This is a genomic window from Cellulomonas sp. NEAU-ZC6 (genome assembly GCF_056844425.1).
On sequence record NZ_JBXFYH010000001.1, the window covers coordinates 1,905,906 to 1,932,236 of the forward strand.

Annotated in this window: 31 protein-coding genes; 6 read left to right on the forward strand and 25 right to left on the reverse strand. The window is 74.4% G+C overall.

The window, feature by feature from the left end; translation table 11 throughout:
• Positions 1–47 precede the first annotated feature (47 nt).
• From fliO to AC1050_RS08895, 24 genes are all read right to left on the reverse strand, one after another.
• Entirely contained in the window at positions 48–821 is a 774-nt protein-coding gene (fliO, locus tag AC1050_RS08780; protein WP_482386969.1) for a flagellar biosynthetic protein FliO, read from the reverse strand.
• Positions 821–1,537 carry a flagellar motor switch protein FliN gene (gene fliN, locus AC1050_RS08785; RefSeq protein WP_482386970.1) on the reverse strand — a complete coding sequence of 239 codons (717 nt, stop codon included), beginning with the start codon at positions 1,535–1,537 and terminating at the stop codon, positions 821–823. The genes fliO and fliN overlap by 1 nt, the downstream gene beginning before the upstream one ends.
• Positions 1,537–2,472 carry a FliM/FliN family flagellar motor switch protein gene (locus AC1050_RS08790; RefSeq protein ID WP_482386971.1) on the reverse strand — a complete coding sequence of 312 codons (936 nt, stop codon included), beginning with the start codon at positions 2,470–2,472 and terminating at the stop codon, positions 1,537–1,539. Before AC1050_RS08790 ends, fliN begins: the two co-directional genes overlap by 1 nt.
• 210 nt (positions 2,473–2,682) lie before the next feature.
• Positions 2,683–3,207 (reverse strand): flagellar basal body-associated FliL family protein, encoded by a 525-nt coding sequence (locus AC1050_RS08795; RefSeq protein ID WP_482386972.1) that lies wholly within the window; start codon positions 3,205–3,207, stop codon positions 2,683–2,685.
• Between the two features lie 4 nt (positions 3,208–3,211).
• The gene (locus AC1050_RS08800) at positions 3,212–4,120 is read right to left on the reverse strand and encodes an OmpA/MotB family protein (RefSeq protein WP_482386973.1); all 909 of its coding nucleotides are present in this window, start codon (positions 4,118–4,120) and stop codon (positions 3,212–3,214) included.
• The gene (locus AC1050_RS08805) at positions 4,117–4,890 is read right to left on the reverse strand and encodes a motility protein A (RefSeq protein WP_482386974.1); all 774 of its coding nucleotides are present in this window, start codon (positions 4,888–4,890) and stop codon (positions 4,117–4,119) included. Before AC1050_RS08805 ends, AC1050_RS08800 begins: the two co-directional genes overlap by 4 nt.
• 1 nt (position 4,891) lies before the next feature.
• Positions 4,892–5,218, reverse strand: a complete 327-nt coding sequence (locus tag AC1050_RS08810) for a flagellar FlbD family protein (RefSeq protein ID WP_482386975.1) — start codon at positions 5,216–5,218, stop codon at positions 4,892–4,894.
• A gap of 248 nt (positions 5,219–5,466) precedes the next feature.
• Positions 5,467–6,663: a flagellar hook protein FlgE gene (locus AC1050_RS08815; RefSeq protein WP_482386976.1), complete on the reverse strand. Its 1,197-nt coding sequence runs from the start codon at positions 6,661–6,663 to the stop codon at positions 5,467–5,469.
• 42 nt (positions 6,664–6,705) lie between these two features.
• The gene (locus tag AC1050_RS08820; RefSeq protein ID WP_482386977.1) at positions 6,706–7,167 is read right to left on the reverse strand and encodes a flagellar hook capping FlgD N-terminal domain-containing protein; all 462 of its coding nucleotides are present in this window, start codon (positions 7,165–7,167) and stop codon (positions 6,706–6,708) included.
• 18 nt (positions 7,168–7,185) lie between these two features.
• Positions 7,186–8,616, reverse strand: a complete 1,431-nt coding sequence (locus tag AC1050_RS08825; protein WP_482386978.1) for a flagellar hook-length control protein FliK — start codon at positions 8,614–8,616, stop codon at positions 7,186–7,188.
• Positions 8,613–9,365 carry a C40 family peptidase gene (locus AC1050_RS08830; protein ID WP_482386979.1) on the reverse strand — a complete coding sequence of 251 codons (753 nt, stop codon included), beginning with the start codon at positions 9,363–9,365 and terminating at the stop codon, positions 8,613–8,615. Before AC1050_RS08830 ends, AC1050_RS08825 begins: the two co-directional genes overlap by 4 nt.
• The gene (locus tag AC1050_RS08835; protein ID WP_482386980.1) at positions 9,362–9,817 is read right to left on the reverse strand and encodes a flagellar export protein FliJ; all 456 of its coding nucleotides are present in this window, start codon (positions 9,815–9,817) and stop codon (positions 9,362–9,364) included. Before AC1050_RS08835 ends, AC1050_RS08830 begins: the two co-directional genes overlap by 4 nt.
• Positions 9,814–11,208: a FliI/YscN family ATPase gene (locus AC1050_RS08840; RefSeq protein ID WP_482386981.1), complete on the reverse strand. Its 1,395-nt coding sequence runs from the start codon at positions 11,206–11,208 to the stop codon at positions 9,814–9,816. The genes AC1050_RS08835 and AC1050_RS08840 overlap by 4 nt, the downstream gene beginning before the upstream one ends.
• On the reverse strand, positions 11,205–11,840 hold the full coding sequence (locus AC1050_RS08845) for a FliH/SctL family protein (protein WP_482386982.1): 636 nt from the start codon (positions 11,838–11,840) through the stop codon (positions 11,205–11,207). Before AC1050_RS08845 ends, AC1050_RS08840 begins: the two co-directional genes overlap by 4 nt.
• Positions 11,830–12,837, reverse strand: a complete 1,008-nt coding sequence (gene fliG, locus AC1050_RS08850; protein ID WP_482386983.1) for a flagellar motor switch protein FliG — start codon at positions 12,835–12,837, stop codon at positions 11,830–11,832. The genes AC1050_RS08845 and fliG overlap by 11 nt, the downstream gene beginning before the upstream one ends.
• Complete coding sequence (gene fliF / locus AC1050_RS08855) at positions 12,837–14,435, reverse strand: flagellar basal-body MS-ring/collar protein FliF (RefSeq protein WP_482386984.1); 1,599 nt, start codon at positions 14,433–14,435, stop codon at positions 12,837–12,839. The genes fliG and fliF overlap by 1 nt, the downstream gene beginning before the upstream one ends.
• A complete protein-coding gene (fliE, locus tag AC1050_RS08860) occupies positions 14,435–14,764 on the reverse strand; it encodes a flagellar hook-basal body complex protein FliE (RefSeq protein WP_482386985.1) in 330 nt (109 codons plus the stop codon). Before fliE ends, fliF begins: the two co-directional genes overlap by 1 nt.
• Positions 14,761–15,165 carry a flagellar basal body rod protein FlgC gene (gene flgC / locus AC1050_RS08865; RefSeq protein WP_482386986.1) on the reverse strand — a complete coding sequence of 135 codons (405 nt, stop codon included), beginning with the start codon at positions 15,163–15,165 and terminating at the stop codon, positions 14,761–14,763. The genes fliE and flgC overlap by 4 nt, the downstream gene beginning before the upstream one ends.
• Positions 15,165–15,506: a flagellar basal body rod protein FlgB gene (locus AC1050_RS08870; protein WP_482387264.1), complete on the reverse strand. Its 342-nt coding sequence runs from the start codon at positions 15,504–15,506 to the stop codon at positions 15,165–15,167. The genes flgC and AC1050_RS08870 overlap by 1 nt, the downstream gene beginning before the upstream one ends.
• A 244-nt stretch (positions 15,507–15,750) precedes the next feature.
• Entirely contained in the window at positions 15,751–16,215 is a 465-nt protein-coding gene (locus AC1050_RS08875) for a hypothetical protein (RefSeq protein WP_482386987.1), read from the reverse strand.
• Entirely contained in the window at positions 16,205–16,648 is a 444-nt protein-coding gene (locus tag AC1050_RS08880) for a flagellar export chaperone FliS (protein ID WP_482386988.1), read from the reverse strand. The genes AC1050_RS08875 and AC1050_RS08880 overlap by 11 nt, the downstream gene beginning before the upstream one ends.
• A 35-nt stretch (positions 16,649–16,683) precedes the next feature.
• Positions 16,684–18,039 carry a flagellar filament capping protein FliD gene (gene fliD / locus AC1050_RS08885; RefSeq protein ID WP_482386989.1) on the reverse strand — a complete coding sequence of 452 codons (1,356 nt, stop codon included), beginning with the start codon at positions 18,037–18,039 and terminating at the stop codon, positions 16,684–16,686.
• A gap of 141 nt (positions 18,040–18,180) precedes the next feature.
• Positions 18,181–19,380, reverse strand: coding sequence for a flagellin N-terminal helical domain-containing protein (locus tag AC1050_RS08890; RefSeq protein ID WP_482386990.1), 1,200 nt, complete (start codon positions 19,378–19,380; stop codon positions 18,181–18,183).
• 231 nt (positions 19,381–19,611) lie between these two features.
• Positions 19,612–20,493: a sigma-70 family RNA polymerase sigma factor gene (locus tag AC1050_RS08895; protein WP_482386991.1), complete on the reverse strand. Its 882-nt coding sequence runs from the start codon at positions 20,491–20,493 to the stop codon at positions 19,612–19,614.
• 355 nt (positions 20,494–20,848) lie between these two features.
• Between AC1050_RS08895 and flgN the strand changes: the two genes are divergently transcribed.
• The 6 genes from flgN (at position 20,849) to AC1050_RS08925 (ending at position 25,717) form a co-directional block, all read left to right on the forward strand.
• Positions 20,849–21,334 (forward strand): flagellar export chaperone FlgN, encoded by a 486-nt coding sequence (gene flgN / locus AC1050_RS08900; protein WP_482386992.1) that lies wholly within the window; start codon positions 20,849–20,851, stop codon positions 21,332–21,334.
• A gap of 15 nt (positions 21,335–21,349) precedes the next feature.
• Positions 21,350–22,783 carry a flagellar hook-associated protein FlgK gene (gene flgK / locus AC1050_RS08905; RefSeq protein ID WP_482386993.1) on the forward strand — a complete coding sequence of 478 codons (1,434 nt, stop codon included), beginning with the start codon at positions 21,350–21,352 and terminating at the stop codon, positions 22,781–22,783.
• Positions 22,780–23,673: a flagellar hook-associated protein FlgL gene (gene flgL / locus AC1050_RS08910; protein WP_482386994.1), complete on the forward strand. Its 894-nt coding sequence runs from the start codon at positions 22,780–22,782 to the stop codon at positions 23,671–23,673. Before flgK ends, flgL begins: the two co-directional genes overlap by 4 nt.
• Positions 23,670–24,095 (forward strand): flagellar assembly protein FliW, encoded by a 426-nt coding sequence (locus tag AC1050_RS08915; RefSeq protein WP_482386995.1) that lies wholly within the window; start codon positions 23,670–23,672, stop codon positions 24,093–24,095. The genes flgL and AC1050_RS08915 overlap by 4 nt, the downstream gene beginning before the upstream one ends.
• A 15-nt stretch (positions 24,096–24,110) precedes the next feature.
• The gene (locus AC1050_RS08920; protein ID WP_482386996.1) at positions 24,111–25,373 is read left to right on the forward strand and encodes an EAL and HDOD domain-containing protein; all 1,263 of its coding nucleotides are present in this window, start codon (positions 24,111–24,113) and stop codon (positions 25,371–25,373) included.
• Between the two features lie 101 nt (positions 25,374–25,474).
• Positions 25,475–25,717, forward strand: a complete 243-nt coding sequence (locus AC1050_RS08925) for a DUF2530 domain-containing protein (protein ID WP_482386997.1) — start codon at positions 25,475–25,477, stop codon at positions 25,715–25,717.
• A gap of 161 nt (positions 25,718–25,878) precedes the next feature.
• Here AC1050_RS08925 and AC1050_RS08930 read toward each other — a convergent pair whose 3' ends face one another.
• Positions 25,879–26,304, reverse strand: coding sequence for a VOC family protein (locus AC1050_RS08930; protein ID WP_482386998.1), 426 nt, complete (start codon positions 26,302–26,304; stop codon positions 25,879–25,881).
• Between the last annotated feature and the right edge of the window lie 27 nt (positions 26,305–26,331).

Below are 26,331 nucleotides of genomic sequence, written 5' to 3' on the forward strand. Positions count from 1 at the left end.
GGGGTCGGGTGCAGCGGGCAGCGCGGTGCGCTGCTGCAGGTCGGCGGTCACCGGCGCACCGTCCGCTCGCGCAGCACGGCGACGGCCTGCTTCCAGGTGGAGGACGCCAGCACGGAGCCGTGCAGCGCACCACCGGCGGCGGGCGCCTCGGGGACGGGGACGGTGACCCGCTCGACGCCGGCGACGGCGGGCTGCGGGCGGGCCGGCTCGACCGGGACGGCGGCCGCGGCGGCCAGCGCCGCGGCGGCGGACACCGAGGCGGCGCGCGCCGCGGAGGCGGCACCCTCGGCCGAGGTGGACGCGGTGGACACGGTGGACGCGGTGCCCACGGTGTCCGACGCGACCGGCTCCCCCTCGCCCGACGCCCCCTGGACGGAGGCGAGCGCGTCCTCGAACGACGCGCCGGTCGCGACCGTGGTGGTGCGCGGGCCCCGCGCGGTGCGCGGCGTCCTCGGGGTACGCGGGCCGCGCGGCGTCGGCAGCACGGCCGCGGCCAGCGCGCCAAGCGTCATCGGGGCGGACCCCGCGTGCTCGTCGTCGGCGGTGGTGAGGGGCGTGACCTCCGCGGGGGCGGGGGCGAGCTCCGTGAGCATCGTGACGTTCTGCTCGCCGTAGCCGAGCAGCAGGCGGCGGTCGCCGACCGCGATCACGGCGACGCCGGCGTGGCGGCCGAGCGCCTGGCGCCCGACGACCTCGACGGCCGGGCCCGCGGGCCGGCGACGGCCCTTGCCCCACCCGGCGCGGCGCGCGAGGACCCAGATCAGGCCGATCACGCACGCGAGCGCCAGGAGGACGCGCAGGCCCAGGACGAGGGTGTCCATCAGATGGTGCCGTCCTCGCCGCGCGCGATCTCGGTGATCCGGATGCCGAACTCCTCGTCGATGACGACGACCTCGCCGCGGGCGATGAGGCGGCCGTTGACCATGACGTCGGCGGGGCTGCCCGCGGCGCGGTCCAGCTCCAGGACGGCGCCCGGGGTCAGCTCGAGCACCTGGCGGACCGGCAGCTTGGTGCGGCCGAGCTCGGCGGTCAGCGTCATCTCGACGTCGTAGAGCACGTTCAGGCTGGCACGCTGCGTGGGGACGCCGGGCGTGGTGGCGCTCGGCTCGCTGCGCAGGCGCAGGCCGAACCAGGCCTGCACGCCGTCGTCGGTCGCCAGGGCGACCAGGTGCGCGTCGGCGGGCAGCGCGGCGGCGACGGTCTCGGTGCGGGCGGCCTCCAGGACGCCGGCGCCGAGCTCGGCCACGGCGGCCTCCAGAGCGGGGCGCAGCGCGGCGGCCAGGTCCAGCGGGCTGCCGTCGGGGGCGCCGGCGGCGAGCGCCTCGCGCACGGCCTCGTCGGCGACCAGCACCACGTCGGCGCTGTTGGGGCCGACGAACGACGCGACGACCGCGAGGGCGTCGGCGTCGGGGCGCTGACCCGCGGGGGCCGGCACGGGCTGGAGCGGGGCGACGGCCGGCAGCAGGCGGGCGGCGGCGGTGGCCGCGGCGAGCGCGACCGCGGCGTCGGTGGTCTCGGTGGTGGGGACGGCGTTCATCAGTGCTTCTCCTCGACGGTGACGACCATGCAGGCGAGACGGGAACCGTTGTTCCCCGCGGCGGCTCGCGCGAGCACGACCCCGTCCACCACCACGTCGAGCGGCTGGGACGACGGGTGGGACAGGGGGACGACGTCGCCGACGGCCAGGCCGACGACGTCGCGGGGGCGGACGACGACCGGCGCGAACCGGACGGCGACCTCGACGGGGACCTCCTCGACGGCGGTCTCCAGGTCGAGGAGCGCGAGCTCGTGGGCCCGCTGGTCCTCGGCGGACCGGCCGTTGACGCCGTCGGTCTGGCGGACGGCGGCGAGCAGGAGCTCGGCGGGGAACATGACGGTCGCGACGTCCTCGCGCTCGCCCACCCGCATCTGGAAGGTCGCGACCAGCACCGCGTCGGAGGCCGGGACGGCCTGCACGAACTGCGGGTTGTACTGGACGGAGCGGAGGGTGACGTCGAGCGGGGTCAGCGACGCGAAGGCGTAGCCGAGGTCGCCGAGGGCCGCCTGCATGACGCCGCGCACGAGCGTGAGCTCGATCTCGGTGAGCTCGCGGTCCTCGCGGACGTCGCCGGTGCCGGGACCGCCGAGCAGGTAGTCGATCCACACCATCGTGGTGCTCACGGGCACCTGCACGACGGCGGTCTGCCGGCTCGGCTCGATGGTGCACAGCATCATCGCCGTGGTGCCGGGCAGGCCGCGCACGTACTCGTCGTACGACTGCAGGGTCAGCCCGTCGAGGGTGACCTGGGCCATGGCGCGCAGCCGCGCCGTCAGCTGGTTGCCCCACTGCCGCGCGAACGTCTCGAAGGCCATCTCGAGCACGCGGGCGTGCTCGCGGGCCATCGTCATGGGCCGGCGGAAGTCGTAGGGCTCGGGTGCGTGGGTGCGCCGGCGCGAGCGCGCCGGGGCCTGACCCGTGGTGTGGACCGTCACGCCCACCCTCATCGGCGCGCGAACGGGTGATGTGAGGGGTCGTCCCCAGAACTTCTCCGCCCTCGGCCCTCCATGGGCCGGCGTGCTGCGGAGCGATGTGACGCCCTCCGTGGCGCCGTGGTCCACCGGGTGGCCGACGGCCCTGGTCAGAGCACCAGGACCGTCACCGCGGCCGGTCGGGCGGGGCGCGCGTCGCCGCGCGCACCGCCGCTACTGCGTGACGTAGTTCGTCAGATAGACGTCCATCACCTCTCCGTGGTACAGCTCCTCGAGCTCGTGCAGGAACTCGCCCTTGAGGGTCTCGCGGGTGGCGGGGTCGCTGATCTCGGCGACCGTGCGGCCGGAGAACAGCGCGATCGCGGCGTCCACCGCCTTGCCCGGGTCGGGCTCGCCGTGGCCGCCGGCCTCGAGCGTCATCTGCAGCGAGAAGCCGAGCCGCAGGTAGTGGCCCTGGGCCAGGTTCAGGCTGATCGGCTCGACCGCGATCACCGCGCCCGGCTCGGGTGCGGGCTCGGCCGCCTCGGCCTCGCCGCCCTTGCCGATGCCCAGCAGGAAGTACGCCGCGGCACCGGCGACGACCAGCACGACCGCGCCGATGACGACCAGCAGCTTCTTCTTGCCCTTCTTGGCCGGTTCCGGCTCGGGCGCGGGCGCCTCCTTGGCGGTCGCGCCGCCGCCGATCTTGCCGCCGCCGATCTTCTGGCCGCCGCCGACCACTCGCTGCTCGATGGGCATGTCCCTAGCTCCCCGTTCCACTGGCTGCCACGGCGGGCAGCAGCGCGCGGACCGCTTCCGGCTCCGCGCTCAAGATGACCATGTCGACCCGCCGGTTGGCGGTCATCGCGTCCTGCCCGCCGCCCGGAACGAGCGGGCGGGTGTCGCCGAAGCCCACCGCCTGGATGCGGGGGCCCGGCATGCCGTCGGACTCCACCAGGTGCCGCAGCACCTGGGTGGCCCGGTCGGACGACAGCTCCCAGTTGGTCGCGTACCGCCCGGAGATCGGGATGGTGTTGGCGTGCCCCTCCACGGAGATCGACTCCTGCAGCCCCACGAGGGTGGGCGCCGCGAGGTCGAGGACCTGCATCGCGGTCGGGGTGAGGGTGGCCGAGCCCTGGGCGAAGAACACGTCGTCCGCCACGAGGCCCAGCACGAGCCCGCGGTCGTCCACGCGGAACCGCACGGCGTCCTGCAGGTTCTGGGTGCGCAGCGCGGCCAGGATGTGCTCCTGCACGTCCTGCAGGTGCGCGACCTCCGCCCGGGCGGCCTCCAGCACCGCGGCGTCCACCGACGAGGGGTTCGACTCGACCTCCGGCGACGGGTTCGACGCCTGCATGCCGAGGCCCTCGTCCGCGTCGACCACGCCGGACGTGCCCGTGTCGGGCGCGTCCGCGGCGGCGCTCGTGCCGTCCAGCACGCCGGCGCTGCCCTCGAGCGCGCCGTTGGTGATGGACCCCTCGCCGAAGCCCTCGGCCAGCGAGGACCGCAGGGCGATGTACTTCTCCTGGTCCACCTGGCTGATGGCGAACAGCACGATGAACAGCGCCATGAGCACGGTGATCATGTCGGAGTAGGACACCAGCCACCGCTCGTGGTTGACGTGCTCCTCCTCGTGGCCCCCGCGACGGCGGCCCCGGCCCCCGGAGCTCACGCCGCTTCCTTGTCCTTCTCGGCGGGCGCGTCCGGCAGCAGCGAGCGCAGGCGCTCGCCGACCAGGCGCGGGTTCGCGCCGGCCTGCACCGCGAGGAGGCCCTCGAGCGTGACCTCCATCTGCGCGCACTCCAGGTCGGAGAACCGCTTGATCCGGGCGCCGATCGGCAGCCAGACCACGTTGGCGGACAGGATGCCCCACAGGGTGGCGACGAACGCCGCGGCGATGGAGTGGCCGAGGGAGGCCGGGTCGGACAGGTTCTCCAGCACGTGCACCAGCGAGATGACCGTGCCGATGATGCCGACGGTCGGCGCGTAGCCGCCCATGTCCGCGAAGTACTTGGACCAGACCTTCTCCTTGGTCCGCTTCGTGGCGATCTTGTCCTCGAGGATCAGCCGCAGGTCGTCGGGGTCCGTGCCGTCGATGGCCGACTGCAGGCCGCCGCGCAGGAACGGGTCGTCGATGTCCTTGGCGGCGTCCTCGAGAGCCAGCAGGCCCTCGCGGCGCGCGCGGTCGGCCAGGTCGACGAGCGTGTCCACGGTCGTGGTCGGGTCCGGGATCTTCTTCATGAAGGCCCGGGGCACCGCCTTGTAGGACTCGATGGCGTCCTTGAGCGTGTGTCCGGCGATGCCGACGCCGATCGTGCCGACCCACACCAGCAGCAGCGGCGCGGGCAGGAAGATCGACATCGGGTCGGCGCCCTCCATGAGGAGAGCACCGAAGATCGCGCCGAAGGCGACGACCAGGCCGATGAAACCGGCGGGATCCATGTCAGCGGCTCCTCGGTCGCAGGGGTACGGGGTCGGCGAGCGGCGCGTCGCCGTCGTCGTCGGTCGGCGTCGGCCCGGAGCCGGGGCTGCCGGCGTCGCGGACCAGCTCGACGGCGGGCGTCGGCGAGGCCTGGATCTCCTGGGCGCGTGCCAGGAGGTGGGCGCGGTGCTCGTTCACCCGCGCGATGACCTCGGCCATCGACTCGCGGACGATGTACTTCGTCCCGTCGATGAGGGTCAGGATGGTGTCGGGCGCGCTGTCGACGCGCTGGAGCAGGTCGGGGTTGACCCCGAACTGGGCCCCGTTCAGGCGCGTCACGATGATCACAGCGGTAGTCCCGTCCCTGGTTATGCGTGTGCGGCTCGCGCCGCCGCGGCCCGTCCGTGGGCCGCTCCCCCCTCCCATCGGCCGCGGGGGCCGGTGGATGAGGCTTTCCGGGGCGGTCCGGTGGTGCTCGCGGGTGAAGCGGCGCGTCCCCGGTGCGCGGCCGTCGGGCCGCGTCTGCGCAGGTCAGCGCGTCGCGGCGGCCGCACGGCAGCGCCCGCCGGCCCGGTGGCCGGCGGGCGCCACGCGCGTCAGCGCTTGAGGTTGACGAGCTCCTGCAGGACCTCGTCGGAGGTGGTGATGACGCGGGAGTTCGCCTGGAAGCCGCGCTGGGCGATGATCAGCTGCGTGAACTCCGTGGACAGGTCCACGTTGCTCATCTCGAGGGAGCCGGCGGACAGCGTGCCGCGGCCGCCGGTGCCGGCGGCGCCGACCTGCGCGTCGCCCGAGTTCACCGTGGTGCTGAACAGCGAGCCGCCGGCCTTCGACAGTCCGGACGGGTTGGTGAACGACGCCAGCGCGATCCGGCCGAGGGCCTGCTTGAGGCCGTTGCTGAACGAGCCGGTGATGGTGCCGTCGGAGCCCAGGGCGAACGACTCGAGGATGCCGGAGGCGTAGCCGTCCTGCTTGCCGGCCGCGACGGTGTCGACGCCGGCCATGCCGGTCACGCCGGACAGGTCGACGGTCACGCCGCCGAGCGCGAAGGTCGCGTTGCCCGAGGTGGCGTCGGTCCAGGTGAGGGCACCGGTCGGGCCGAAGGTCAGCGGGGTCGTCGCGTAGGTCGCGGTGCCGTCGGTGGCGCCCATGGTCCAGCCGGTGGCCGTCTTGGTCATCGTGAGCTCGATCTCGCGCTCGGTGCCGATGGCGTCGTACGCCTTCACCGTGAGGGTCTTGATCGTCCCCTCCTTGGCGTCGGCCTGCAGGTTGCCGGCGAACGGCGCGGTCGTGGTCGCCTTGGCGGGCATCACGGTGCCGACGCCCACGCGGATGTCGCCCACGGGGCGGGCGGTGTCGATGACGCCGTTCTCGGCGGCCCAGCCCTGCACGACGGCGCCGTCGCCCGGCAGCACCATCTGGCCGCTGGAGTCGAAGTCGAACGAGCCGGCGCGCGTGTAGTACTGCTGCGTGCCCTGGCGGACCACGAAGAAGCCGTCGCCCGAGATCATCATGTCGGTGCTGCGGCCGGTCAGCTGCGCGGCGCCCTGCGTGAAGTTGGTGGTGATGCCGGCGACCTGCACGCCGAGGCCGACCTGCGCCGGGTTCTGGCCGCCGACGCCGTCCTGCGGCGCCGCGGCCGCGTTGAGCATCTGGCTCAGCGTGTCCTGGAACTGGATCTGGGACGCCTTGAAACCGGTGGTGTTGACGTTGGCGATGTTGTTGCCGGTCACGTCGAGCATCGTCTGGTGGCTGCGCAGACCGCTGATGCCGGAGAAGAGGGAGCGGAGCATGGTGGATCCCTTTCGAGGGGTGGTGAGGGTGGCGGACCGCGGTCAGGCGGTGGTCGTGGGGGGCGTGGCGGGGGCGTCGGGCGCGGCACCGGCCGGGCGGACGCTCGCGACCGCGTCGAGCGCGATCTTCTCGGTGCCGATCGTCAGCGCGGGCACGCTGCCGGAGTAGTCGACGGACTCGACGACGCCCGACTTCGTGGCGCCGGTGGCGTCGGTCCAGCTGACCTGCTGGCCGACCAGGTCGGCGGAGGCCATGCGCATCTGCAGCGCGAACTGCTCGCGCGAGGAGGCCTGGAGCTCGGTGAGCGACTCCATCATCCCGAGCTGCGTGGTCTGGGCCATCATCTGGCTGGTGTCCATCGGGCTGCTCGGGTCCTGGTTGCCCAGCTGGGCGATCAGCAGCTGCAGGAACGTGTCCTTGTCCAGCTCCTTCTTGGGCGCGGTCCCGGCCGCCGCGTCGGTGCGCGTCTGGCCGATGGTGGACACGGGGACTTCGAGTGACATCGGGGGTCTCCTCTCGGGTCAGACGAGCAGGTCGAGGCCGCCGGCGGAGGCCGGCGTGCGGGTGGCGGCGGGGTCGGCGGACGTCGTGGCCGTGCCGGCGCCGGCGAGGCCGGCCGGGCGGGCGGCGCCCCGGTCGAGCGCCTCGCGGCGGGCGGAGCCGTCGGCCGCGCCGTCGGTCCCGTCGCCGCCGAGGCTGACGTCCGAGGACAGACCGCTCGCCGCGAGGTCGCGGCGCAGGTCCGGCAGGGACTGCCGGAGCGCGTCACGGGCCGCGTCGGTCGCGCCGACCAGCTCGACGCGCACGGACTCGGGCGAGATGTGCGCGACGACCTTGACCGGGCCGTAGTGGTCCGGGTCGACCCGCAGCGTCAGCACGTGCTGGCCGTTGCCGGCGGCGCGCAGGGCGGGCAGCTGCTCCCCGATCTTCCCGGCGAGCTGGTCGGCCAGCGGGGTCCCGGCCGCCTGGGCGGCCGCGGCGACACGGTGCTGGACCGTGCCCACCTGCAGCGTGCCGGGCTGGGCGGCCGGGGCGGCCGGGGTCGCCGGCGCGGCGTCGTCGGCCGGGGCCGCCTCGGTGGGCGCCGCGGCGGCGACGGACTCCGGGGCCACCTCGGCGGCGGTCGCGGTGGCGGTGGCGGTCGCGGCCTCGGCGGGGACCGGCGCGGTCGCGGCAGCGGTGGCGGCGGCGGGGTCGGCGGGAGCGGCGCCGGGGGTGGTCGTCGCGGAGGTGCCGGCTGCCGGGGTGGCGGCCGCGGCGCCCGGCGTGGCGGCGGCCGGGGCGACGGTGCCCGCTGCGGGCGCCGTGCCCGCGGCCGGGTCGGCGGCGGTCGGGGAGACCGCGGCGGCGGGTGCCGCGGCGGGGGCGGCTGCCGGACCGTCGACGGCCACCGCGGCGGCGGTCGCGTCGGTGGCGGTCGCCGTCGCGGTCGTGGTGGGGACCGGCACCGCGACGAGCGCCGCGGCCTGCTGCGCGGCGGCCTCCGTGCCGGGCGCAGCGGCGAGCGGCAGCGCGGGCACGACGACGGCCTCGGCCGCCGCGTCGCCGGAGGGGGCCTGCTCGGTGGTGCCGGCGGGCTCGGTGCTGTCGGTGGCCTCCGTGGCGTCGGCGGCCGGCGCGGTGGGCTGCCCGGTGCCGGGCGTGGTCGACGCCCCCGACGTGCCCGACGCAGCGGCGGTGGCGTCCGGACGGTCGGACGCGGGGCGACCGGCGTGCTCCGGGCGCGGCCGGTCGGCGGCGGGCCGCTCGGTCGCGCGGTCGGCCTGCCGGTCGGCGGCACGGTCGGCAGGACGGTCGACCGGACGGTCGGCGGGCCGGGACGCCGGGGCGGCGGCCAGCTCGCCGGCGAGCACGGCGTCGAAGCCTGTCGCGCCGGTGCGGGCCGCGCCGCCGACGGCGGACGCCGCGGTGGCGTGCCGCGCGGGCACGGCGGAGAGCGTGGTGGTGGTCACGAGGCGGCCCCCCAGAGGGACGAGGTCGGGATGGACGACGAGGAGGTGCTGCCGGTCAGCAGCGCGAGCGCGTTCTGGCCCGCGGCGGTGGCGGCGAGCGCGGCCGACGTCGCGGACGCGGTGGTCGCGGCGGCCTGCGGCAGGACGCGGCGGATGGTGGTGGGCTCCGCGTAGACGTCGCGGATCGTCACGGCCTTGCCGGGCTTGGGGGCGTCGATCATCTTGCCGTCGCCGACGTAGATGCCGATGTGCTTGCCGCCGCTCAGCACCACCAGGTCGCCGGGCAGCGCCTCGTCCAGGGACGCGACCTCCTGCCCGATGGTGGCCTGGTCGCGGGCGACGCGCGGCACCCCGGTGACGCCGAGGTCGGCGAGCGACAGCTGCACCAGGCCGGAGCAGTCCAGGCCGCCCTCGGCGAGGGTCTCGCCGCCCCAGACGTACGGGGTGCCGAGGTACTTCTTCGCGGACTCGACCAGGTCCTGCCCGGTGACCGTGGTGGACAGCGCGCCCGCGGGCACGGTGGCCGGGTCCGCGGCACCGGCGGTGGCGCCGGTCCCGGAGACCTGCGCCAGCGCCGCGGCGAACGCGGAGCCCGACGCCGAGGCGGCGGTCCCGGTGGCGGCGGCGGACGTGCCGGTGGCCGACGACGTGCCGCTCGTGGCGACGACGGCGGGGCTCGCGGCGAGCGGCACGGCGTACGACCGGATCTGCGCGATCCGGGCCTGCACGGCGGCGACGGCGTCGCTCATCGGTCCCCCTCCCCCGCGCCGGCGGTCGCCGGCGTGCGCGCGCCGGCACGACGGCCGGCGATCTCGTCCAGCACGACCTGCTCGGCGCGCTGCTCCTCGATGCGCGCCGCGGCCTCGTGCTTGTCCTGCAGTTTCTCGAGCGTCCGGGTCCGGGTGCGGGCCGCGGCCCACGCGGCGTCGGCCACGTCGACCTCGTCCTGCGCCTGGAGCACCTGCGCGCGGTGGTCGACCAGCAGCCCGGACAGCGCCAGCCGGCTGGCGACGACCGCCTGCATGTTCAGCGAGCTCATGTCGACGCCGAACTGCGCGCCGCCCAGGGCCGCCTCGGTGGCCCGGCTGCGGGCCGCCGCGGCGTCCCGGGTCCGGGTGCTCGCCGCCAGGGTCGCGGCGGCCTGCTCCTCGGCGATCGAGCGCAGCCGCAGCAGCCCGGCCAGGCGGAACGCGCGGCTCACGGCAGGTCCCCCATCGCGGCGACGAGCGCGGCGAGCCGCGCCCACGACTCGGCGGACGGCGCGCGCTCGTCCATGCCCTGCCGCAGGAAGCCGTCGATCGCGGCGCCGTGCGCCACGGCGGCGTCGACCAGCGGGTTGGACCCGGCCACGTACGCGCCGACGTCCAGCAGGTCCTGCGCCTGGCGGCGGGCCGCCATGACGCGACGCAGGCGGGTGGCGAGCTCCTTGTGCTGCGGGGCGGTCACCCGCGACGCGACGCGGGAGATGGAGCCCAGCGCGTCGACGGACGGGAAGTGCCCCTGGACCGCGAGCGAGCGCTCGAGCACGACGTGCCCGTCGAGGATGGACCGGGCGGCGTCGGCGATCGGCTCGTTGTGGTCGTCGCCGTCCACCAGCACGGTGTACAGGCCGGTGACCGAGCCGGTCGCGGCGGTGCCGGCCCGCTCCAGCAGCTGGGCGAGCAGCGCGAACGTGCTCGGCGGGTAGCCGCGGGTGGCCGGGGGCTCGCCGACGGACAGGCCGATCTCGCGCTGCGCCATGGCCACGCGGGTCAGCGAGTCCATCATCAGCACCACGTCGTCGCCCTGGTCGCGGAACCACTCGGCGATCCGGGTGGCGACGAAGGCGGAGCGCAGGCGGACCAGCGGCGGCTCGTCGGAGGTGGCGACCACGACGACGCTGCGGGCCAGGCCCTCGGGGCCGAGGTCGTCCTCGAGGAACTCGCGCACCTCGCGGCCGCGCTCGCCGACCAGCGCGATGACGGACACCTGGGCGTCCGTGCCGCGCGCGATCATCGACAGCAGCGAGGACTTGCCGACGCCGGACCCGGCGAACAGGCCCAGACGCTGGCCGCGGCCGGCGGTGACCAGGGTGTCGAGCACCCGGACGCCGAGGTCCAGCGGCTGGGCGACGCGGGCCCGCGCGAGCGGGTGCGGGGCGTGCCCGGTGACCTCGGCGCGGCCGACGCCGACCAGCGGGCCCTTGCCGTCGATCGGTCGGCCGAGCCCGTCCAGCACGCGGCCGAGCAGGCCGGGGCCGACGGGGGTCGTCAGCGCCGTGCCGCGCGGGCGGACCCGCATGCCGGCACGCAGCCCGTGCGTCGGGCCGAGCGGCATCGCGTGCGCGGTGCCGCGGCCGGTGGCGACCACCTCGGCCGGCACCTCGCCCGCGTCGGTGTCGATGGCGACGAGCTCGCCGACCGCGGCACCGGTGCCCGCGACCTCGACGGTCAGGCCGACGACGCCGCGGACCGAGCCGACGCGCTCGGGGCGCGCGGCGGCCAGGGCCGCACCCCAGACCGGGGAGGCCGGTGCCGGCAGGCCGGGCGCGGCCACGGGCTCGGTGGCGCCCCCGCGGGGCGTCGGCAGCAGCGTGCTCGTCGTGGTGCTCATGCGGGGTCGCCCCCGGCCAGCGCGGCGCGGGCACGGTCCAGGGCGGCGCCGATGCGCGCGTCCAGGTAGCCCTCCGGGTACTCGCCGACCGCGTCCCCGGGCGCGAGCGCCGGGTCCGCGACCAGCTCGACGCCGGTCAGGTCGGGCAGGCCGGCGAGCACGTCGCCGGAGGCCAGGGCGCCGCGGACGGCGGCCAGGTCCCGCGGGTGCAGGCGCACGGTGTGCACCTCGCGCGCCGGGTCCTGCTCCCGCACGCGGCGCAGCGCGGCCCGGGCGGAGGCCGGCGCGTCGGCCAGCTCGGTGCCGAGCACGGCGGCGGCCAGGTCCAGGCCCGCGGCGTGCAGGGTCGCCTCGGACGCGGCGAGCACCGGGGCGCTGCGGTCGGCGGCGGCCCGGGCGGCCCGGGCCAGCACGGCGAGGGCGTCGGCGTGCTCGGCGGCGCGGCGGCCGTCGGCCTCGGCGCGCTCGCGCTGGACGCGGGCGGCCTCGGTCTGCGCGGCGCGGGCGGCCTCGCGGGCGCCGGCGGCGTAGCCCGCCGCGTACCCGGCGGCGAAGCCCTCGGCGCGGTATGCCGGGTCGGCCGTCGCGGTGCCGGCGTAGGCCTGCGTGAACGTGCGGGTGTCAGGAGACATACTCGTCCTCGCCCTCCCGCCGGATCACGATCTGTCCGGACTCCTCGAGGCGGCGGATGGCCTGGACGATGCCGGCGCGCGCCTCCTCCACCTGGGACAGGCGGACCGGGCCGAGCAGCTCGATCTCCTCCTCGAGGTTCTCGCGGGCGCGCTCGGAGAGGTTGCGCAGGATCTTGTCGCGCACCTCGGGAGCGGCGCCCTTGAGGGCGACGGAGAGCTCGTTGGTCTCGACCTGGCGCAGCACCAGCTGCATCGCGCGGTCCTCGAGCAGCACGGTGTCGCCGAAGACGAACATCCGGCTGCGGACCTCGTCGGCCAGCGCCTCGTCGCGGCTCTGCAGCCCCTCGAGGATCAGCTTCTCGGTGGTCGGGTCGGCACGGTTGATGATCTCGACCAGCGGCTGGACGCCGCCCACGGCCGAGAGCTCGTTCGGGGTCAGCACGGTGGACGCCTTGCGCTGCATCGACTCGGCGATGACCGCCACGACGTCCGGCGAGGCGCGCTCCATCAGCGCGATCCGGTGCGCGACCTCGGACTGCTGGTCCGCGGGCAGGCCGGCGAGGATCGCCGACGCGTGCTCGGGCCGCAGGTGCGCGAGCACCAGGGCCACGGCCTGCGGGTGCTCGCCGTTCAGCAGCGACAGCACCTGCCGGGCGTCGGCGTGCTGCAGGAACTCGAACGGCTGGCCGGCCATCGAGGTCTGCAGGCGCTCGATCATGCCCGCGGCCTCGTCCCGGCCCAGCGCGCCCTCGAGCAGCTGGGTGGCGTAGCCGAGGCCGCCGTTGACGCTCGGGCCGATGGCCGAGGCGGCGTAGAACTCCTCGACGACCTCGTCCGCCAGGGCGGCGTCGACGCGGTCGAGCCGCATGATCTCGGCGGTGAGCTCCTCGATCTCGGCGGTCTCGAGCTGGGCCATCACCTTGGCGGCGCGCTCGCGCCCGAGCTGCAGCAGCAGCATGGCGGCCTTCTGGGAGCCGGTCAGCGTCGCGGTGGACATCAGCGCCGCCCGGCGGGGGTCAGCCAGCCGCGCAGGAGGTCGGCGACCTCTTCCGGCTGCTCGTCGGCGAGCGCGGCGATCTCGGCGCGCTTGACGGCGAGGGACTCGGCGACCGGGTCGATCTCGGCCGGCCCGGGCAGCGCCGGCGGGATCTCCGGCAGCTCCTCGAGCACGGCGGTGTCGTCCGGGCCGTCCATCAGGGGCAGCTCGCCGATGTCGAGCGCCTCGCGCTTGCTGCGCCGGGACCGGCGGGCCAGCACGACGGCGACGATGATCGCGACGAGCAGCAGGGCGCCGGCGATGACCAGCTGGCGGAGCATGCTGGCCCGCTCGGCGGCGGCGGCCTCGGCGTCGGCCGCGGCCAGCGCGTCGGCGGCGGCGTCCGCACCCGTGGTGTCGAAGGCCATCGCCTGCACGGCGATGGTGTCGCCCCGGGCGGTGTCGATGCCCGCGGCGGCGGTGAGGGTCGCGGAGAGCTGCGCGAGGTCGATGCCCGCGGCGGCGGTCTGGTCGACCAGCACGGCCAGCGACTGGCGCTGCACGGTGCCCGGGGCGACCGTGGTCACCTCGGTGACCTTGTTGACCGCGTTGGTGACGTCCTCGGTGGTCTTGACGTACTCGCCGTCGGTGCCCGCGGCGCCGCCGGGGACCGCGATGTTGTCCGGGCCCAGCACGCCGGTGGCGTTGCCGCCGCCGGTGCCGGTGTACTCCTCGGACGTGGTGGACGAGGCCAGCGGCGGGGCCTCCGCGGCGGGCGCGAACTCCTCGGAGGTGCGCTGCGTCTGGTCCTGGTTGAGCGCGGCGGTGACGGTGACCGTCGAGTTGCCCGCGCCGACCACCTGGTCGAGCATCGCCTGCACCGCGCCGGTGACCCGCTGCTCGTAGGCGGAGGTCGCCTCGTCGCCGGAGCCGGACGTGATGCCGGTGCCGACCTCGGACAGCACCTTGCCGGTGGAGTCGACCACCGCGACGTCGGTGGCCTTCATGCCCTCGATGCCCGCGGACACCAGGTGCACGATCGCCTCGACCTGCGGCGTGGTGAGGTCCTTGCCGGTCCGCGTGCGCACGAACACCGACGCGGTCGGGTCCTGCTGCTCGGAGACGAACACCGTCTCGGCCGGCAGCGCGAGCTTGACCGAGGCCGTCTCCACGCCCTCCATCGCGCCGATCGTCTTGGCGAGCTCGCCCTCGATCGCGCGCTGGTAGGTGGTCTGCTGCTGGAACTCGCTGGAGGTCATCGACATGCCGTCCAGCAGGGAGTAGCCGTCGCCCTCGGAGTTGGCCGGCAGGCCGGCCGCCGCGAGCGAGAGCCGCAGGTCGTAGAGCTTGTCCTGGGGCACCAGCACGGTGCTGCCGCCGTCGGCGAGCTCGTAGGTCACGCCCTCGGCGGACAGCTGCTCGACGACCGCGGAGGCGTCCGTCGCGGACAGGCCGGAGAACAGCGGGCTGAGCGACGGCTTGCTGGACCAGGAGAACAGCGCGAACCCGCCGAGCAGCAGCGCGGCGAGCGCGATGAGCGCGAAGGTCTTCTGCGGGAGGGAGAACTGCCCCACCGCGCCGCCCATGCGGCCGAACAGGGACTTCACCTGGGCGGGCATCAGGCCTGCATCCTCATGATCTCGGTGAACGCGTCGACGGCCTTGTTCCGCACGGCGGCGGTGAGCTCGAGCGCGAGCTTGGCCTCGGACGACGCGACCGTGTAGTCGTGCACGTCGTCGAGGTCGCCGGTGACGGCCTGGACCGCGAGCGCGTTGCTCGTGGACTGGAGCTGGGTGACGTGGTCGACCGCGCTGAGCGCGGAGGCGAAGCCGCCGTCGCCCGGACCGGTCGTGCCGGTGCTCGCACCGGCGCCGGCGAGGGCGCTCAGGTCCGACAGCTCGGACAGGTAGGACGTGGGGCTGACGCCGGAGACGGGCTGGATGCTCATGCGGTGCGTCCGATCTGCAGGGCCGCCTCGTACGACGCCTTGGCGCGGTCCACGACCGCGGCGTTCGCCTGGTAGCCGCGCTGGGCGATGATCAGCTGGGTCATCTGGCTGGCCATGTCGACGTCGGGGTACCGGACGTACCCGTCCTCGTCGGCCAGCGGGTGGGTGGGCTCGTAGACCATGCGGCCCTCGGCGGAGCCGAGCGCGATGCCGGCCACCTGCACACCGCCGCCGTTCTCGGAGCCGATCTCGGTGGCCACCACGTACTTCGCGCGGTAGGCCTCCTCGCCGGTGCCCGTCACGGTGTTCTGGTTCGCGAGGTTGTCGCTCACGGCGTCGAGCCACTTGCGGTGGACGGTCATGCCGGTGCTGGCGATGCCGATCGCCCCGAAAGTCGTCATCAGTTGGTCCTCATCGCGGTGCGCACGCTGGAGAAGGTGCCGTCGACCGCCTGGGTCGCGAGCTGGTAGCGCAGGTTGGTGTCGACGTTGAGGAGGGTCTCCTCGTCGAGGTTGACGTTGTTCCCGTCGGTGCGGGTGGGCTCCAGGGAGCGGGCCACGGAGGCGGTGGTGGCGCCGGTGCCGTCGTCGACGGCGCGGGCGAGCTCGGCCTCGAACGCGACCTTCTTGGCCTGGTAGCCGGGGGTGTTGATGTTCGCCACGTTCTCGGCGATGGCGCGCTGGCGCAGCGCCAGGCCGTCGAGCGCGCTGTTGAGCGCGACGTAGCTCACGGAGTCGAACATGCCCATGACAGGGTCACCCTCACCGAGGTCGGTCCTGAGGTCGGCCGATCCGTGGCCTGCTGGGTGAGCGATCCGTGCTCAGACCTCCCATCGGCGGGAGGCGGGTGGCGCTGAGGCGCCGGGAAGGACTTTTTCGCCCGTCACCCAGGTGGGGGGTGCGATTCGCGAAGGAATGTCCGACTTCGCCAGGAAATGTCCACGCCGACCTTCTGGGTGGTACCACCCAGGAGGCCGGCGGCGGGTCTCAGCCCTCGATGTCGAGGTACACCGGGGCGGCCGCGGCGCGGGTGCGCAGACCGTCCGAGGTGCGCAGGCGGCGACGGTGGTCGCCCAGCTGGTCGGCGGTGCGCCGGACCAGGTCGCGCTGGCGCTCGACCAGCGCCGCGGCGCGCGGGGCGAGGGCGAGCGGCAGGGGGCCGAGCCCGCGCGGGGTGCGCCAGGGCTCGGTGACGGCGACGTCCGCGCCGGCACCGGCGTCGGCACCGGGCTCGGTCGTGCGGGCGAGGCGCAGCAGGTCCTCGGCGCGGTCGGCCACGCCCTCCATCTCGGCGAGCGCGCGGGTCCAGGCGGCCTCGCGGGCGTCGCGGGCGTCCTGCTCGTGCGCACCCTCGTGCTGCCGGGGCAGCGGGGCGTCGGGGTGCGCGTCCGGGTCGAGCAGCGCCTCCGCGGCCCGGGTCACGGCACCGACGGCGGGCGCCTCAGCCGACACCGAGCACCCCGGCACCGACGCCCAGGCCCTCGGAGGTCGGCGCCGGCCGCGGGGTCGGCACGTCCTGGGCGACCACGACGGCGGCCTCGCGCCACGCCTCGGCGAGCGGCCCGACCACGGTGCGGCAGGCGGCGACCCGGTCGGCGTCCCCGGCCAGGCCGGCGCCGATCAGCTCGGACAGCAGGTACGTGTAGACGGACAGCAGGCGGTCGCCACCGTCCCACTCGCCCACGTTGAGGTTGGCGATGAACTCCGCCACGATCTCCTGGCCGTGCGCCAGGTGCTGCGTGCCCTCGGCGCGCGAGCCCGCGCGGAGCGCGACCTCGGCCCGGTCCAGGTCCAGCAGCAGCCGGTCGTAGAGCATGGTGAGGAGCTTCGCGGGGCCGGCGGTGGCGACCGCGTCGGCGAGGTACCGGGTCCGGACGTCGTACACGACGGTCCTCCGTTGCGTGGTTCGGGGGTGGCGGGTCAGCTCGACGCTTGCGCGTTGAGCTGGGCGAGCTGCTGGGACAGGAAGTTCGAGGTCGACTGCATCTTCGACATCGAGACCTCCATCGCGGTGTAGGTGCGCATCAGCGACTGGCGGCGGGTGGCCAGGCGGTCGTCCCAGTCCGCGATGCGGTCGGCGAGGTCGCTGACCTCGCCCTCGTAGGACTTGATCTGCGTGCTGAGCGTGCCCTTGGTGGGCTCGGACGCCGCCGTCGTGGCGGTCTCGAGCGCAGCGGCGACGGCCTGCACCATCTTCTGCGTGCCGACCGGGTCCTCGTTGTAGGCGGCGGTGAACGCCGCCTCGTCGAACGTGAAGGCGCCCTTGCGGTCCAGGTTGATGCCGACCGAGGACGGGGACTTGCCGTCCACCTCGATCGAGCCCGCCGCGAGCACGTTCTGCTGCAGCATCCGCACCGCGGTGTTGCCCGCGAGCAGGCCGCCCTTGAGGATCGACCCCCCGTCGGCGGCGGTGCTGGTCGTCGGCTTGGTGCGGTCGGCGATGTCGCCGAGCACGGCCGTGAGGTTGGTGACCAGGTTGGACGCGAGCTTGCTCATCGACGCGGCGCTGCGGGCGACGGTGACGGTGACCTCGTCGGCGCCGGCCTTGCTGACCGTCAGGTCCACGCCCGTGAGCAGGCCCTTGAACGCGTTGCTGGACGAGGTGACCTCGGTCTTGCCGGGGGTGCCGGGCCAGAGCGTGACCTTGGCGTCCGCCGCGGCGCGCAGCTCCTGGCCGCTCAGGTCCGTGCCGGCGTTCGGGTTCGTCGCCGTGACCGTGAACGCGTTGTCGGCGCCCGTGGTGGACCCGGTGAGCTGGAGCCTGTACGAGGGCGCGGCGGCGGTCCCGACGTTGACGGCCGAGGCGGTGACGCCGGTGCCCTCGGCGTTGAAGGCGGCGACGACGTCGCCGATGTGCGTGCTGGAGGCGACGATCGTCTTCGCCTCGCCGCCGACGGTCAGCGTGAACGTGGGCTTGTCCGACGTGTACGAGGTCGGCAGCGTGTAGAGGGTCGACTGGGACGAGGCCAGCTTGTCGACGGTCAGCGTGAGGGAGGACGGCGTCGCGTCCTTCGACGTCACGGCGGTGACCGCGGTCGACGAGGCCGTCGCGGTGGTGGTCTGCCAGGACTCGGGCTTGAGCGCCGTCGTCGCGGCGGTGCCGAGGGAGGCGACCTTGGTGTTGAGCGACTGCAGGGCGGTCACGACCGACTGCAGGCCGGTGCGCTTGGACGCCAGCAGCTTCTGCTGGTTGCCCTCGACGGCCAGCAGCGAGTCGATGATCTCGGAGGTCTTCATCCCGCTGATCAGGCCGTCGATGCCGATGCTGCTCACCATGCTGGTGCGGTCCTCCCTGGTGGAACTGGTGGCGTGCGCGGCGGGTGCCGCGCACGCGACAGGCGGTGGGTGGACGGTCGTCCACCCACCGCCTGTCAGGTCGTGCGGCGCCGCCCGCTGTCACCAGCGGGCGGCATCAGCTCACTGGAGGAGCTGGAGAACGCTCTGCGGCAGGTTCTTGGCCTGGGCGAGCATCGCCGTACCGGCCTGCGACAGGATCGAGGCGCGGGTGTAGCTGACCATCTCGGACGCCATGTCGGTGTCGCGGATGCGGCTCTCGGACGCGGTCAGGTTCTCCACCGCGACGTTGAGGTTGTTGATGGTGTGGTCGAAGCGGTTCTGGACCGCACCCAGGCCGGAACGCACCTGGGAGACCGAGGTGATCGCGGCGTCGATCAGGTCGATCGCCTCGTCCGCGCCGGACGCCTGCTTGAAGCTGGCCTCCTTGGCGGCGACCTCGGCCGCCGAGCCGGTGACGGTCGCGGTGGTGATCTCGATGCCGGCACCACCCGAGGCGTCGGCCGTGGCCGCACCCGCACCGAAGGTCGCGGTCAGCGCGGACTGCAGGGCAGTCTGGGCCGAGGCGGCGTCGGTCGCGGCGGAGTAGTCGACCGACGTGAGGTCGAGCGACTTGTCGCCGATCGTGATCGTGCCGTTGAGCTTGCCGAACTCGGCCACCGCGGTGGCGTCGTCGGAGTAGTCCGCGGCCGCACCCACGGTCAGCACACCGGCGGTGCCGGAGGCGGCGGCCGTGGTGTTGGTGCCCGTGGTGGCGTTGGTGGCGATGGCGGTGACGTCGACGCCCGCGAGGCCGAGGCCCTCGGTGCCGAGACCCTTGCCGCCGGCCAGCGCGATCTTGACGCTGATCTTGTCCTGCGCCGAGGTGTTGGCGCCGACCTGGAACGAGCCGTCGTAGTTGCCGTCCAGCAGCTTCTTGCCGTTGAACTGCGTGGTGTCCGCGATACGGGTCAGCTCGGTCTTGAGCTCGCCCAGCTCGTCCTGGATGTTGGACTTCGCGGTGTCGGACAGACCACCCTCGTTGGACGCCTGGACCGACAGCGTACGCATGCGCTGCAGGATCGAGTGCGTCTCGGTCAGGGCGCCTTCAGCGGTCTGGACGACCGAGATGCCGTCCTGGGCGTTGCGGACGGCCTGGGTGGTGCCGCCGATCTGGGCGCGCAGGCCCTCGGAGATCGCCAGGCCGGCAGCGTCGTCCGCCGCGCGGTTGATGCGCAGGCCGCTCGAGAGCTTCTCGAGCGACTTGCCCAGGTCGTTCTGCGTGGAGGACAGGTTGCGGTACGCGTTCAGTGCCGCGATGTTCGTGTTGACGGAGAGCGCCATGGTTCTCTTCTTCCTTGATCGGGGTACTCGTGGCCCATCCGTGGGCTCACCCTTGAACTTCGACCGGGACCCGCCGCCCCTGAGGGATTCGGGGCGGTTCACCCGATAGGGCCAACGCGAGGCCTCCGCAGTCCGCTGACCAGCGGAAACGCCGCAGGCGCCGGCCGCGGTGTCGCGGTCCGGCGCCTGCGGCGCGGTGTGAACGTCTCTGCTGCGGAAACGCTCCGGCGGTCAGACGGCCAGGGCGCGGGCGGTGCGGGTGCCGTCCTCGAACGGCGACGGGACGACGCCGGCGGCGGCCTCGACCTGGTGGCCGGCGGCCGACATCGCGGCGCGCGAGGCGACCGCGGCGAAGTAGGTGCGGCGGCGGCGCTCGGCCACGCCGTCGGGACGCTCGGCGGCGGGGACCAGCTCGGGGTCCAGGCTCGCGTTCAGGCCGTCGCGCATGAGGGCCAGGCCCTCGGTGCGCAGCTGGCTGATGCGCGACTGGGTGACGCCCAGCTCCTCGGCGAGCTCGGCGACGGACCGGTCGTCGAGGAACAGGCCCTCGATCACGGTGCGCAGGCGGTCGGGGAGCGTGTCGACGGCCGCGCGCAGGTAGCGCAGGCGCTCGCCGAGCAGCACGTTCTCCTCCGGGCCGGGCGCCTCGTCGCGGACCAGGTCGGCGACCGGGTGCACGGAGGCGTCCATCGACAGCACCCGGCGCTCGGCGTCCTGCCGGGCCTGGTCGACCGCGGCGACGTCGGTGCCGAGCGCGGCGGCCAGCTCGGTGCGGGTGGGCGTGCGGCCCAGCGTCGCGGTGAGGCGGTCGCTCGTGCTCGACAGCTCGCGGGCCCGGTGCCGGGCGCCGCGGGAGGCCCAGTCCATCGAGCGGAGCTCGTCGATCAGCGCGCCGCGGATGCGCAGCGCGGCGTAGCGGGCGAAGGGCACGCCGGTCTCGGCGTCGTAGGCACGCGACGCGAGGACGAGGGCGAGGTGGCCGGCGGACACGAGGTCCTCGCGGCTGACGGTGGCGGGGACCCGGGCGAGGACCTCGCTCACGTGGTAGCCCACCAGGGGCATGTGCGACACGACGAGGGCGTCGGTGGCGGGGGTGGCTGCAGAGCTGTTCACGATCCGGTTCTCGGTCCGGGTGAAAGCCGCCTTGAGTTTTTTCCACGATGTTCCCGGTGAAGGGAACTATGCGACTCAAGACCCATTTCGGACGTTCCAGACTGACAAATCGGACATCCGTTGACATAGTCCCGGGGTCGCCCACTCGGGTGTGACGCACGACACATTCAGGAAGCCGCTTGCCCGTCCGACGGGTGCCTGGGGCAACCCCCGCGGGACCCCGTGGGCACGCACCGGCACGCACCTGTCCGATTCCGCTCAGGAGTGGGGCGGGCGTCCCGATAGGAGGTGCATGCCCACCGGAGCACCCGGCGGGACCACCGACACACCGCCGCACGGAAAGGGGAGTCCCCCGATGGCCCTGAGCCAGCTGTCCGACGTCCTGTGGTCCGAGCGCCGCCTGCTCGAGCTGCTGCTGTTCAAGCTCGAGGAGGAGCAGCTCGTGCTGACCAGCGGACGCACCCGGTGGCTGGCGCACGCCACGCGTGAGGTCGAGACCGTCCTGGACCAGATCCGCGACGCCGAGCTCGGCCGCTCCGTGGAGGCCGACGCCGTCGCCCTGGAGCTCGGCCTCGAGCCCGGCACCAGCCTGCGGGCCCTCGCCGAGGCCGCCCCCGCGCCGTGGGACGACCTGCTGCACGCGCACCGGGACGCCTTCGTCCAGCTCACCACCGAGATCAGCCAGCTCGCCGACGGCAACCGCGAGCTGCTGGCCATGTCGCACCGGGCCACGCAGGAGACGCTCATGTCCCTGCAGGAGACCGTGCAGACCTACGACCCGACGGGTCACACCACCGCCGAGGCCGACCGCAGCGCCCAGCTGCTCGACCGGTCGTTCTGAACAGGAAGAGGATCCGTGAGCACCTTCTCCGGACTGGGGACCGCCCTCAGCTCCCTGATCGCCCAGCGCCAGGCGCTGGAGGTCTCGGGGCAGAACGTCGCGAACGCCAACACCGTGGGCTACACCCGGCAGCGCGCCGCCATGGCGTCGCTGCCGGCCGCCACCGTCCCCTCGATGTTCTCGAGCACCGACGGCGTCGGTCAGGGTGTCGCGGTGACCGGGTTCGAGCGGCTGGGTGACGTCTTCCTCGACGCCCGCCTGCGCAACGAGACCTCGGGCGCCTCGCGCCTGGCCGCGATCGCCGGCGAGTACAAGACCCTCGAGACCACCATCGGCGAGCCGTCCAAGACGGGGTTCTCCAAGGACCTCTCCGCCTTCTGGTCCGCCTGGTCCGACGTCGCCAAGCAGCCGAACTCCGAGGCGAGCCGCTCGGTGCTGCTGGAGAACGCCAAGGCCGTCGGCAACCGCATCGCCACGATGTACGAGGACACCGGGACCCAGTGGTCCCAGGCGCTGACCACGACGACGTCGCTGGTGACGCAGGTCAACACGACCGCCGCCAACGTCGCCGACCTGAACAACCGGATCCTGTCGATCACGAACGCGGGCGGTGCCGCCAACGAGCTGATGGACCAGCGCGACCTGCTGGTCACGCAGCTCTCCGGCCTGGTCGGCGCCGCCACCCGGACCAACGACGACGGCACCGTCGACGTCATGGTCGCGGGGAACGCGCTGGTGTCCGGGTCGACCGCCAACGCGCTGAAGGTCTCCGCCGGCAGCCCGCAGTCCTTCCAGGGCGCCGTCGACGGGGGCACGGTCTCCATCGTGTGGGCGCGCAACGACAACCCCGTCGGCATGGAGGGCGGCCGGGTCGCCGGCCTGCTGACCACGCTGGCCCCGCCGGCCGGCGGCGGCATCCTCGCCGGCACGGGGGTGTCGCTCAACGACCTCGCGACGAACATCGCGACCAAGGTCAACGCGATCCACGACAAGGGCACCACCGTCGCGAACTACGGCACGGGCGTCACCGGCGGCGACTTCTTCACCTTCACCGCCGGCCAGCCCGCCGCGCTCGGCCTGACGGTCGCGATCACCGACCCGGCCGACGTCGCGGTCGCCGACCCGACCAAGGGCGCGCTGGACGGCAGCATCGGCACCGAGATGGCGAACCTCGCGAACGCGGCCGGCGGCCCCGACTCCCAGTGGTCCGCCTTCGTGGTCGACCTGGGCGTCAAGTCCGCGAGCGCGTCCTCGCGCGCCACGGTCGCCGAGGCCGCGCGGTCCACCGCCGCGGCCGCCCAGCTCGCCCAGACCAGCGTCGACACCGACGAGGAGTCGGTCAACATGCTGGCCTACCAGCGGGCCTACGAGGGCGCGGCCCGCGTCCTGACCGCCATCGACGAGATGCTGGACACGCTGATCAACCGGACGGGGGTGGTGGGCCGATGAGCACGATCGGACGCGTCACGCAGTTCACGGTGCGGAACTCGACGCTCGAGAACCTGCAGAACAACCTGCACAAGATGTCGACCCTCCAGGCGCAGATGTCGTCGGGGTCCAAGATCAACCTCGCCTCGGACGACCCGGCGGCCACCGCCGACGTCCTGCGGCTGCAGGGCGAGCAGCGCGTGCTCGCCCAGTACGGCCGCAACGCCGACGACGGCGAGGCGTGGCTGACCACGGTCGACACCGCGCTGCAGACCTCGCTCGCCTCGGTGCGCAAGGCCCGCCAGCTCACGATCAACGGCGGCGACGGCGCGCTCGGCGCGACCTCGCGCATCGCGCTGGCCCAGGAGATCGAGGGCATCCGCGACGGCCTGCTCGCGCAGGCCAACTCCCAGTACCTCGGACGCTCGGTGTTCGCCGGGACGTCCGACGGGCCGGCGTTCACCGACGCGGCGGGCGGCTACGCCTTCAACGGCGTCGCCGGCAGCTCCGTGGACCGCACGGTCGCGAGCGGCACCACCATCCGCGTCGACTCCGCCGGCTCCGCCGTCTACGGCGAGGGCGACGACTCGATCTTCCGCGTCCTCGACGACATCGCCGCGACCCTGCGTGCCGGTGGCGACCCGACGGACCAGCTCGACGCCATCGACGGGCACGTGAACAACATGCTCGCCGAGATCTCCTCGGTCGGTGCCCGGCAGAACCAGGTCGACTCCGCCCAGAGCGTCATCACCGCGAACCAGCTGACCTCCTCGACCCGCCTCTCGGCGATCCAGGACGTCGACCTCGCGCAGATCATCCTCGACCTCGGGTCGCAGGAGGTCGCGTACAAGGGCGCCCTGAGCGCCGCCGCCAAGGTTCTTCAGCCGACACTCCTGGACTTCCTCCGATGACCGCTGACCTGGTCGACGCCCCGCGTCGCACGCACCTGCCCGAGCACCTGCACCTCACCACGCCCATGCCGGGCCTGGTCGGGTACGAGGACTTCACGCTCACCCCCCTGGACGACGCCGGCGTGCTGTTCTCGCTGCGCTCCGAGCCCGACGGCGCCCGCCCCGTGCGGCTGTTCGTCGTCGCCCCGGACGCGTTCTTCCCCGACTACGACCCCGCGATCGACGGCGCCGTCCTGGCGTCCATCGGCGCGGAGCGCGACCGGGCCGTGCGCCTGGTCGTGGTGCGCCCCGCGGACGGCGCCGAGCCGCCGACCGCCAACCTGCTGGCCCCCCTGGTCCTCGACCCGGCGAGCGGCGCGGCCGTCCAGACCGTCCTGTCGGAGGACTGGCCGCTGCGCGCCCCGCTCGGCCGGGCCGCCTGACACGACGGAGATGTCATGACCTCGACCCTCGGTGCCGACCCGACGCCCGCCACCCCGGGTGCGCGCGCGGCGAGCGGCAGCGCGATCCCGATCGGCGGCGGCGAGACGACCGTGCAGCGGCAGCCGGTCGTGCTGCCGGACCGGTCCGTGTACGGCTACGCCGTGCGCGTTCTGGTCAGCGGGCCCACCGGCGCGCCGCTGCCCGACGAGGCGACGGAGCACGCCGTCGAGACCGCGTACCGGCGGCTCGACCTGACCGGGCTGGCCGGGGACAAGCCCGTGCTGCTGCGGGCCACCTCCGGGCTGCTCGCGGGCACCGCGGCGGTCTGGTACGACGCCGACCGGCTGCTGCTCGAGGTCACGCCCGCGCTCGCGCGGCGCTCCGACATCGACGAGCTGACCGCGGCCGCCACCGCGAGGGGCAGCCGGCTCGCCCTGGCCGACTTCGACGGCTCGCTGCCGCAGGAGCGGCTGCTGGACCGGGTCGCCCTGGTCAAGGTGGACCTGCAGCGCGGCGGCGACCACGTCGCCGAGCTGGTCGCCCGGGCGCACGCCGCCGGCGCGACCGTCGTCACGGAGCACACCGACAGCGCCGCGCGCCTGGAGCTCGCGCAGCAGATCGGCGCCGACCTGCTGCAGGGGCCGATGTTCCAGCGCGACCAGCCGGTCACCCGCCGGTCGTTCTCCGCGGGCGAGCTGCAGTGCCTGGAGCTGCTGCGGGTGCTGTCCGCGGACCAGGTCGACCAGCAGACCGTCGTCCGCACCGTGGCGTCCGACCCCGAGCTGTCGATGCGCGTGCTGCACCTGGTGAACTCGTCCGCCTTCGGGCTCCGGCGCGAGATCGACTCCGTGCTGCAGGCCGTCGTGCTGGTCGGGCCGCGCCAGCTGCACGCGCTCGCCATCGCCTCGCTGATCGACGCCAAGCCCGCCTCGGTCGGCACGCTGTGGTCGATCCTGACCCGCGCGATCACCTGCCACAGCCTGGCCGGGGAGGACGTCGGCTACACCGTCGGCCTGCTCTCCGCCGTCGCGGCCCAGCAGGCCATCGACCTGACGGAGCTGGTCGAGCGCACCGGCGTCTCCGACCAGCTGGCCGGCGCGCTGCTGCGGCACGAGGGCCGGCTGGGCCAGGTGCTCCGCGCCGTGCTCGCGCACGAGGAGAACGACCTGGAGGCCGTCGCGGCGACCGGGCTCGAGCCCTGGGACGTCGCGCACGCCTACCTCGCCGCCGTGCCGAACGCGCTCGCCACCGCGACCGCGCTCGCCTTCGGGGAGTGAGCGGCACCTGATCGCAGCCTGACCGGCACCTGAGCGGTGCGTGGTCGGCGCGTGATCGGCCCGTGATCGGCACGGCCCCTGCCAGGACCTAGGCTGGGGCCGTGCCGTCGTTCATCCAGCTCGCCCTGCGCCCGGAGCGCCGCAAGCCCGCGCCCGACCCGGTGCCGGTGAGCATGCGGCCCGTGTTCCTGGTCGGCATCGGGGCGTGGCTGGCCGCGCTCGTGGTCGCGGTCGTGCTGTGGCTGACCGGCGCCGCCGCCCCGCACGGCGTGTGGACCTGCGCCGTGGGCGCCGCGCTCGGCGTGGCCGGGCTGATCTGGACCCGGCGCCGCCCGGGCCGCTGAGGCGCGCGCTGTCCGGCGCCCGACCGCTCGACCCCACCCGCTCGATGCCCGCCCGGTCGATGCCCGCCCGGTGAGGTCGTCAGACGTCGACGGGGTCGTCAGGTACGTATGACGACCTCGCCGCCGTGTGACGACCTCGCGGTGCCGTCCGGCCCGTCCGGTCAGCTCGGGTCGTACGCGACGGCGACGTCCAGGACCCAGGTCACGCCGAACCGGTCGGTCAGCATGCCGGACAGCGGCGACCAGCCCGACGGCCCGAGGTCCTGCACCACCGTCGCGCCGTCGGAGAGCCCCTGCCAGTACCGCGTGACCTCGTCGGCGTCGGTGCCGCGCACCGAGACGAAGAACGCCCGGTCCCCCGCGGCGAAGGTCTGCTCCTCCCGCACGTCGTACGCCATCACGTGGAACCCGCCGGCGGACCGCACCTCGCCCCACAGCACGCGGTCGGCGTCCGCGGGGTGCTGGACGGCGTGCGCGTCGGCGTTGGTCACGACGGCCAGCTCGCCGCCGAACACGCCCTGGTAGAGCTCGAGCGCGGCCCGCGCCTGGTCCCGGAAGTTCAGGTGGACCGTGGTGGTGATGCTCATGCGAGGCTCCTCATCGTCGCGGCCGGC

Coding starts and splice junctions, on each gene's coding strand:
- fliO (WP_482386969.1), bottom strand. CDS start 821: ATGGACACCCTCGTCCTGGGCCTGCGCGTCCTCCTGGCGCTCGCGTGC.
- fliN (WP_482386970.1), bottom strand. CDS start 1,537: ATGAACGCCGTCCCCACCACCGAGACCACCGACGCCGCGGTCGCGCTC.
- AC1050_RS08795 (WP_482386972.1), bottom strand. CDS start 3,207: ATGCCCATCGAGCAGCGAGTGGTCGGCGGCGGCCAGAAGATCGGCGGC.
- AC1050_RS08805 (WP_482386974.1), bottom strand. CDS start 4,890: ATGGATCCCGCCGGTTTCATCGGCCTGGTCGTCGCCTTCGGCGCGATC.
- AC1050_RS08815 (WP_482386976.1), bottom strand. CDS start 6,663: ATGCTCCGCTCCCTCTTCTCCGGCATCAGCGGTCTGCGCAGCCACCAG.
- AC1050_RS08820 (WP_482386977.1), bottom strand. CDS start 7,167: ATGTCACTCGAAGTCCCCGTGTCCACCATCGGCCAGACGCGCACCGAC.
- AC1050_RS08830 (WP_482386979.1), bottom strand. CDS start 9,365: ATGAGCGACGCCGTCGCCGCCGTGCAGGCCCGGATCGCGCAGATCCGG.
- AC1050_RS08840 (WP_482386981.1), bottom strand. CDS start 11,208: ATGAGCACCACGACGAGCACGCTGCTGCCGACGCCCCGCGGGGGCGCC.
- AC1050_RS08845 (WP_482386982.1), bottom strand. CDS start 11,840: ATGTCTCCTGACACCCGCACGTTCACGCAGGCCTACGCCGGCACCGCG.
- fliG (WP_482386983.1), bottom strand. CDS start 12,837: ATGTCCACCGCGACGCTGACCGGCTCCCAGAAGGCCGCCATGCTGCTG.
- fliF (WP_482386984.1), bottom strand. CDS start 14,435: ATGCCCGCCCAGGTGAAGTCCCTGTTCGGCCGCATGGGCGGCGCGGTG.
- fliE (WP_482386985.1), bottom strand. CDS start 14,764: ATGAGCATCCAGCCCGTCTCCGGCGTCAGCCCCACGTCCTACCTGTCC.
- flgC (WP_482386986.1), bottom strand. CDS start 15,165: ATGACGACTTTCGGGGCGATCGGCATCGCCAGCACCGGCATGACCGTC.
- AC1050_RS08870 (WP_482387264.1), bottom strand. CDS start 15,506: ATGTTCGACTCCGTGAGCTACGTCGCGCTCAACAGCGCGCTCGACGGC.
- fliD (WP_482386989.1), bottom strand. CDS start 18,039: ATGGTGAGCAGCATCGGCATCGACGGCCTGATCAGCGGGATGAAGACC.
- AC1050_RS08890 (WP_482386990.1), bottom strand. CDS start 19,380: ATGGCGCTCTCCGTCAACACGAACATCGCGGCACTGAACGCGTACCGC.
- flgN (WP_482386992.1), top strand. CDS start 20,849: ATGGCCCTGAGCCAGCTGTCCGACGTCCTGTGGTCCGAGCGCCGCCTG.
- flgL (WP_482386994.1), top strand. CDS start 22,780: ATGAGCACGATCGGACGCGTCACGCAGTTCACGGTGCGGAACTCGACG.
- AC1050_RS08915 (WP_482386995.1), top strand. CDS start 23,670: ATGACCGCTGACCTGGTCGACGCCCCGCGTCGCACGCACCTGCCCGAG.
- AC1050_RS08920 (WP_482386996.1), top strand. CDS start 24,111: ATGACCTCGACCCTCGGTGCCGACCCGACGCCCGCCACCCCGGGTGCG.
- AC1050_RS08930 (WP_482386998.1), bottom strand. CDS start 26,304: ATGAGCATCACCACCACGGTCCACCTGAACTTCCGGGACCAGGCGCGG.